We start from the raw sequence: 315 nt of genomic DNA, 5'->3' as shown, positions 1-315 counted from the left end.
CTACTCTCACATGGGGAGACCCCACACTACCATCGGCGCGATTGCGTTTCACTTCTGAGTTCGGGATGGGATCAGGTGGGACCACAATGCTATTGTCACCAAGCAAATTTGTTATTTACTACCTGTCTTATCGTCGCAGGCAGTAAATTAAATTCGGAAAGTAAATTCGGAAAGCTGGTTTGAGTACCACTTCTTAAGTGTTTCTATTCAAGCTAAGTGCTACTTAGCAAAACCCATCTGGGTTGTATGGTTAAGCCTCTCGAGTCATTAGTATCAGTTAGCTCAACGCCTCACAACGCTTACACACCTGACCTA

The 315-nt window shown here is 44.8% G+C and carries 1 rRNA gene; it reads right to left on the bottom strand.

What is annotated here, in order from left to right:
• A 5S ribosomal RNA gene (gene rrf, locus M0413_RS22795) occupies positions 1-103 on the bottom strand; the annotation flags it as partial.
• Between the last annotated feature and the right edge of the window lie 212 nt (positions 104-315).

Origin of the sequence: Shewanella sp. 8A, assembly GCF_023475945.1 — a bacterium.
Taxonomy (GTDB): domain Bacteria; phylum Pseudomonadota; class Gammaproteobacteria; order Enterobacterales; family Shewanellaceae; genus Shewanella; species Shewanella xiamenensis.
This window is presented reverse-complemented; position numbering and strand designations above follow the sequence as displayed.